The sequence below is a fragment of the uncultured Blautia sp. genome, from assembly GCF_902497045.1.
In the GTDB taxonomy this organism is placed as follows: Bacteria; Bacillota; Clostridia; order Lachnospirales; family Lachnospiraceae; genus Blautia_A.
Window position 1 is genome coordinate 1 of sequence record NZ_CABVDF010000169.1, and the last position, 6,281, is coordinate 6,281.

At 44.1% G+C, this 6,281-nt stretch carries 7 protein-coding genes and 1 tRNA gene; 2 read left to right on the forward strand and 6 right to left on the reverse strand.

What is annotated here, in order from left to right; translation table 11 throughout:
• The first annotated feature begins 168 nt into the window (after nucleotides 1–168).
• Nucleotides 169–1,428, forward strand: a complete 1,260-nt coding sequence (locus RDS42_RS11185; protein ID WP_308783738.1) for a hypothetical protein — start codon at nucleotides 169–171, stop codon at nucleotides 1,426–1,428.
• Nucleotides 1,429–1,538: 110 nt separating this feature from the next.
• Here the strand turns inward: RDS42_RS11185 and pduB are convergent, their stop codons facing one another.
• Nucleotides 1,539–2,252: a microcompartment protein PduB gene (gene pduB, locus RDS42_RS11190; RefSeq protein WP_308783739.1), complete on the reverse strand. Its 714-nt coding sequence runs from the start codon at nucleotides 2,250–2,252 to the stop codon at nucleotides 1,539–1,541.
• A 220-nt stretch (nucleotides 2,253–2,472) separates the two neighbouring features.
• Between pduB and RDS42_RS11195 the strand changes: the two genes are divergently transcribed.
• Nucleotides 2,473–2,546, forward strand: a tRNA-Pro gene (locus tag RDS42_RS11195).
• Nucleotides 2,547–2,756: 210 nt separating this feature from the next.
• Here RDS42_RS11195 and RDS42_RS11200 read toward each other — a convergent pair.
• From RDS42_RS11200 to RDS42_RS11220, 5 genes are all read right to left on the reverse strand, one after another.
• Nucleotides 2,757–3,995, reverse strand: coding sequence for a site-specific integrase (locus tag RDS42_RS11200; protein ID WP_308783740.1), 1,239 nt, complete (start codon nucleotides 3,993–3,995; stop codon nucleotides 2,757–2,759).
• Between the two features lie 61 nt (nucleotides 3,996–4,056).
• Nucleotides 4,057–4,251 carry a helix-turn-helix domain-containing protein gene (locus RDS42_RS11205; RefSeq protein WP_022067085.1) on the reverse strand — a complete coding sequence of 65 codons (195 nt, stop codon included), beginning with the start codon at nucleotides 4,249–4,251 and terminating at the stop codon, nucleotides 4,057–4,059.
• Between the two features lie 4 nt (nucleotides 4,252–4,255).
• Nucleotides 4,256–4,660 (reverse strand): hypothetical protein, encoded by a 405-nt coding sequence (locus RDS42_RS11210; protein WP_022067086.1) that lies wholly within the window; start codon nucleotides 4,658–4,660, stop codon nucleotides 4,256–4,258.
• Nucleotides 4,642–5,619: a hypothetical protein gene (locus RDS42_RS11215; protein ID WP_308783741.1), complete on the reverse strand. Its 978-nt coding sequence runs from the start codon at nucleotides 5,617–5,619 to the stop codon at nucleotides 4,642–4,644. Before RDS42_RS11215 ends, RDS42_RS11210 begins: the two co-directional genes overlap by 19 nt.
• Nucleotides 5,620–5,802: 183 nt before the next feature.
• Nucleotides 5,803–6,228, reverse strand: a complete 426-nt coding sequence (locus RDS42_RS11220) for a hypothetical protein (RefSeq protein WP_308783742.1) — start codon at nucleotides 6,226–6,228, stop codon at nucleotides 5,803–5,805.
• Between the last annotated feature and the right edge of the window lie 53 nt (nucleotides 6,229–6,281).

Consider the following 6,281-nt stretch of genomic DNA (forward strand, 5'->3'; position numbering starts at 1 on the left):
TAACAGACCCTTATAGGGTCAAAGCAAACCACCGGCTAAGCCGGTGGTCGTGATTTTGTGATTTCATTCCAAATATTACATACTTGTTACAAAAATAAAATAAAAGTATTGATTTTTCTTCGAGATATTGTTATACTTGTCCTACGAAAAAATTGACGAGGTGTTTTTATGAGTATGAAGAAAGTTCTTTCACTGATGCTGACCGGAGCCTTGGTGATATCTATGGAAACAGGAGTTTTTGCTTCCACAGAAGATCAGATTGCAGCGGCACAGGCCCAGAAGCAGGAGGCTCAGGCAGGACTTGCTCAGACCCAGGCGAATATCAGCAGTCTTGAGGACAAGAAGCAGGAACTGGAATCCTATATGGCAGAACTGGATGCACAATATAATGAACTGACAAACAGCATTTCCCAGCTTAGTATTGAGGCGGCTGAGAAAGAAGATGAACTGAAAAAGATTCAGCTGGAACTGGCAAAGGCGAAAAAAAGAGCAGAAGATCAGTATGAAGCTATGAAACTTCGTATTGTCTACATGTATGAAAAAGGCGGAAGTTCTATGCTTGAGACTCTTCTGGCATCTGAGAGCCTGGCTGATTTCCTGAATCAGGCAAATAATATTTCCATGATGTCTGAATATGACCGAAACATGCTGAAGGAATATGAGGCAACTCAGAAAAACATTCAGCAGCATGAAGAAAAGGCTGTAGAAGAATCTAAATCCATTACTGCACTTCTGAATGAAAAGAATGCCAGACAGCAGGAGGTGCAGGAACTGGTTTCAGTAACAAATGACAGCATTAATTCTTATATCAGCCAGATCAGCGCCAGCCAGGAAGAAGCAAGTATCCTTATGGCACAGGTGAACAGCGCAGATAACAGTATTGCTTCTCTGATGGCCCAGGCGGCTGCAGAGCAGGCTGCGGCGGCAGCGGAAGCAGCTGCAGCACAGGAGCAGGAAGAAGCCGAGGAGACTGCTGAGGAGCTGCCGGAATTTGATCCGGAAACAGATACCATGGATTCTGAGAGCAGTTCTTCAAGCAGTGATGTGATCGTGGAAGAAGCACCAGAAGAGGATGCCGGCATATCGGAAGATACATCTGAAAATGCCGGAAGTTCTGACGTTTCTTCTGATTCGTCGAATTCCGGACAAGGCACATATCTTGGAAACTTTACGCTTACAGCATATTGTAACTGTGCCCAGTGCTGCGGAACTGCGGGAAATGCAACAGCAAGCGGAGCTATGCCGACTTCAGGACATACAGTAGCTATGGCGGGAGTTCCATTTGGAACCCAGCTGCTGATCAACGGAACTGTATATACGGTAGAGGATTTAGGAACACCGTATGGTCATGTGGATATTTATTTTGACAGCCATGCAGAGGCTTTGAGCTTCGGACTTCAGTATGCGGATGTGTATCAGTTAAATTAAATAATGAAGTAAAAAAATGGTGCAGCCTGAGTAAAACAGGATGCACCATTTTTTTGAAAGCTGTAAAATTGTCTGCATGAGCTGAAAAACTGCCTCGGAAAGTGATATGGTTACAGATAAGGAGTTCCCGGAATCTGCGGGTAGCTTCCCATTCCGATCAGAAGCTCCAGGCCAATCTGGCGGGCTTCAAGAACTGCTTCCTTTACGGCACTGGCGTCTCCGGAAAGCGCAAGGATCACTTCATTGGAATGGCTGGTTCCGATATCCGGTGTCATATAGCTGATGATATTTACAGCAGAAGATTTCATAGCCGTGTCTGCCATAACAAGACCAATGGCAGCAGGAGAACCTGCCATAAAACCAAAGGCCTGTCCCGGTTCTGCATGAAACGCTTTCTGGAGAGCCGGTCCTGCACTTGCAGAAAAAGCAAATTCCAGATGACCGGATTCGCTGATATAAAGCTCTCCGGCATATTTTCCGGTAAGCTCCAGAGCAAGTTCTACAGCATGGCGTACATCCGAAACATCATTTCCTCCAAGGACGATATAGTTTCCATGTCCGCCCCAGCCCTTGGTATCTCTGGGCAGCTCTATGGAGAGAACCTCCGTGTTCGTGGCTTTTACGGCATCATCAATGGCAGTGATCTGTCCTGCTGCTCCGGTACGGGAACTAAAAAGTCCAAGCGTATGATAGCGTGTGCCGATATTCATTTTTTGGAGAAGTGTATCATCAATACCCGAGATTACCAGTCCAATGGTGTCCAGAACTGCAGTTCCTACAAATTCTGTCCGGGTACAGTGTGTGCTGATGCTTTTTATGTCCATAAAATTTACCCCTTTTCGGTATTGTGATTTTAATATAGCTTAAAAGGACAGGGATTTCAACGGATTTTGCCGTATTTGCAGGTGTTTTTGTGTTTTTTGAAACAGGGGAAACATTTTTGGAATGTTTTTTGAATTTTTTTGAAAAAAGTGTTGACAAATGCATCCGAAATGCATATAATAATTTTTGCAGTCGCGAGTTATGACTGACAAATAAAGAAAACGAAGCGTGGCTCAGTTTGGTAGAGCGCTGCGTTCGGGACGCAGAGGCCGCAGGTTCAAATCCTGTCGCTTCGACTGAATGGTTGGGAACACCGGAAAGCCTTATTTTATGGGCTTCTCCGGTGTTTTCTTTTGCCTGAAAAAGCTCTTTTGATTACTCCTGAAATTTTCGATTTTTGGGCGTTACACAAAACGTTACACAAAACTTTTCTTGCCCATACCTAAAAATTTTTTAGCATCTGTTTTTAGTGCTTTTTGGGGATTTCCCCAGCAGATTTTTTATGGTTATCCGGCAAAAAGATCCGCTGTAGCAAGGGAAATTTCGGAGAGGTCATTGACACTGGTGTTTAGCCTCTGTTTGTCAAAATGGGAATAAATATTCAGGGTTGTCTGGGTATCGCTGTGACCCAGCCAGTATTGAAGCTTCTTGATATCCCATCCTTTATTGATGAGCATGGAAGCACAGCTATGTCTCAGTTTGTGGAGCGTGATTTCCGGCCTTCCGAACTCCCGGGTTGCATGGTTGAAGGTTCGGGTGATATAGTTCGGATCATAGGCTTCTCCATTTTCCCATGTAAATATGTACCCTTCTTTATTTTTGTAGTCCCGTTTAAAAAAAGCTTTGTTTTCTTCCTGCTCCTGTTTGATTTGCAAAAGACATTTTTCTGCTGTGTCAAAAAGGTTCAGCGTTCTTTTGCTGGAATAGGTCTTTGTGGAATCGGAAGTGGTAACGGTCTTGACCCGGACAACTGTGTGATTGATGGAAATGGTCTTTTTCTTGAAATCCACTGCCGACCATTTCAGTCCGAGGATTTCCGAACGGCGCAGACCATAATAGGAACCCATAAAAGCAATCCCGACAAGACGCGGATATCTTCTGGAAAGGAAATGGATCAGGTCGGAGATCTCTTCCTCTGTGAGGAAGAGAAGCTCTTCGCTGTAGTCTGCATTTTTCTTTCCGTGGACAGAGATCGTAAGCACCGGGTTCATTTTTACCAGTTCGTCAATGACTGCCTGGTTAAATACCGCATACAGGATACTTTTGTAGCTTCTTACGGAGCGGACAGCCAGAGGCTCCCGTTTGTGGGTTTTCTGGTTGATCTTCCCATACTGTAAGGCATACTTGAAATACATATCTATCATACGAGGGGTAACGTCAATCATTTTCGGGTTGTCTTTTTGGAAATATTGTTTGATGGCGTTGACCCGGTAGATATATCCTTCATAGGTGCTTTTTTTCAGGTCTCTTTTCTTTCCTTCCAGCCAAAGATCCATATAATCACAGAGGGTGATCTCTGGATCCAGGTCTGGGGAGAAGGATGCCGGAAGTTCTTCCAGATAGGCATACTTTTCTTCGTATTCCCGGATCATGGCGTTTGCGTTGCGCTTATTGTTCTTGACTTCCAGCTTGGTGGATAAGGTTTTTGTTTTCCATGTATTGGATAATGGGTCTTTGTAGCTTAACCTCACATAATAATAGGATTTACCTGAGGGTAAGGTTTTTGTTACTAATGTTCCTGTCAATGTACATCCTTCCTTTCTCAAGGTCAATGTACATAATTCATTCTCAATATCATTATATACATCAGTCCCTATGATTTTCAACAGGATTTTCTAAAAGATACCGGATGATTTCAGATTTTGGGATCCGGTAGGAACGTCCGATTTTCCGGCAGGGGATTTTTCCCTCATGGAGAATCTTGTAGGCGGTTTTTTTGCCAATGCGGAAAATTTCGCACAGATCATGGATATTCAGTACATCAGGATAATTATTAAGCATACGATCACCTTCCTGTCTTACAGTGGTCTGGAAGGGCTTGTACGGCCTTCAGAAAGTCCACAGCGCCTTGGTTACGGGGGCAGGGTGTACTGTGTATGGTGTATTCGTCCTCTAAAGGGAAATCCAGTCCGGCAAAAAACTTTTGCAGGGAATAGAGGTTGATACAGGGATGGATCACTTTGCCGTCAGAGATACGGACAATGCGGTAAAGTTCACAGTAGCCGGGTCTTCGGTTGGCTTTGTAGCCCTGCCAGATGGTTTCTGTCTGCATATCCATATGGCGCAGGATGCGGCGTATACGGTGAATGGTGTAGGGCTTCCAGTCATAGACCCGGTGCAGTCCGGCGTTTGGGTCAAATTCCAGGACGGATTCATTGTTGGTTACGGGTGTTATTTTTTTATCTGACATTCTGTTTCCTCCTTGAAGCTTTTTTTATCTGATGATCGTCTGGTCTGGTTACAGGGACAGGCTTTAAATTCCTGCTTTTTTATGAAAGTGGAGAATCCTTTTTCATCAGACAGATGGTAAGCGGTTTCGTATTTTAGCGTCTGGCCTTTGACAAGTGCGAGGGCTTCTCCGTAAGTTATCATGGTTTTTTCCGGCTTTTTGATCCCTTTGGAATGGCGGATGATATTGAACTTTGGGGGATAAAGGTACATCCTCATTCCTTTTGCGATCCTCTTTTCTTTTCCGTGGAGATCAGTGACGGTTTTAATTGTTTGGGTATGCTCCGGGAAATACGCCAGCATTTCTTCATTAAGTTCAAGGTCACACAGGTATGCACACAGGTAAGAAGAAATATTATCGTCCTTTACTGCTTTTATACTGGTGAATCCGTGTCCCCATATAGAAGAAAAAACTTCATTTTTGATAAAGGGTGCAGGATTGTCTTTCCAGATATAAATGATATGGAGATGCCATGCCCCTCTGAGCTGGGGTTCACCAACTGCAATATATTCCGGGGTTTCGATTCCCTGCCTGTTCAGGTAATAGCGGAAACGCTGGTTGAATTTACGGAAGTCTTGATAAAGTCTGTGGGGGTCTGTTACATTTTCTTTATAGGTAAGGGTACACCACCTTACTTTTCGGGGATCTGTGATATTTGTAGTCACAAGCTCCCGGATTCTTTTCATGGTCTTTTTTAGGGAATTGCTGGAGTCTGCCCGCGTCTCTGCCTTTTTCTCGAAAGGCTTTATTTCTCCTGTTTCCACTACGACATATTCTGATTCGCTGAGCTTCTTGATTTTGGCCTCTGTGTTGTAGAAGCTCATGTACTGTAGTTCTGTGGTGTTTCCCATTTTTGTGACTGTCACATAGGAATCTTTTGTGGGGTTGACTTTTTTTGCTTCTATCTTTTCGTACTTCATAATACTGCCTCCTTTTTTCTGATGATATGGAATAACTATCAAGTAAAAGAGCCGCCGCCCTTTCCTGTGAGCCTTCCTCCCTGCCGGGAGATCCGGCATCACAGGTTCGGTGCGGCAGATGCTTTTATATGTTGCTGTAGTACCTTTTAAATTCCCTCTCCCAGAGCAGGAGAGGGATAGAGGTCAACTATGACGGTGCAGGGCTTTTGCCTGGATTCGGGCTTTCTGCATGACCTGACGCAGTCCGTAGGTGTTGAGTGCAACATAAATGACGGCATTATAACGTCCAATGTTGACAAAAAGTTCATTTTCATGGACATTTGTGCCAAACTTGCTGTAAAAACGTCGTAGGGCAAGAGATGCTCCGTGGATAATATCAATGGGCGTGGTATTCTGTAGGGAATAAAAGCCCTGGAACTCCAGTTCAATGATATAACAGCAGTCCTGGATATAGCTGCGCAGGATATATGGCTGTCGGAAAACGTGTGCCAGGGAACCTTCAGCGTCGGATCGGAGATTTTCCGGGATGATTCTGCCAGGCCAGTACGGTTGATGCTTGTCCAGGTACACGCGAAGCTCGTTTAAAAGTTGGTTTTTTATATTTTTCATAAAATATTCTCCTTTAGTTCAGCAATGATTTTAAAGTTTACGTCATCTTTGTA

What these genes read in the sequence shown, in the direction of transcription:
- RDS42_RS11210 (WP_022067086.1), bottom strand. Translation starts at nt 4,660, where the DNA reads ATGTCAGATAAAAAAATAACACCCGTAACCAACAATGAATCCGTCCTG.
- RDS42_RS11205 (WP_022067085.1), bottom strand. Translation starts at nt 4,251, where the DNA reads ATGCTTAATAATTATCCTGATGTACTGAATATCCATGATCTGTGCGAA.
- pduB (WP_308783739.1), bottom strand. Translation starts at nt 2,252, where the DNA reads ATGGACATAAAAAGCATCAGCACACACTGTACCCGGACAGAATTTGTA.
- RDS42_RS11185 (WP_308783738.1), top strand. Translation starts at nt 169, where the DNA reads ATGAGTATGAAGAAAGTTCTTTCACTGATGCTGACCGGAGCCTTGGTG.
- RDS42_RS11220 (WP_308783742.1), bottom strand. Translation starts at nt 6,228, where the DNA reads ATGAAAAATATAAAAAACCAACTTTTAAACGAGCTTCGCGTGTACCTG.
- RDS42_RS11215 (WP_308783741.1), bottom strand. Translation starts at nt 5,619, where the DNA reads ATGAAGTACGAAAAGATAGAAGCAAAAAAAGTCAACCCCACAAAAGAT.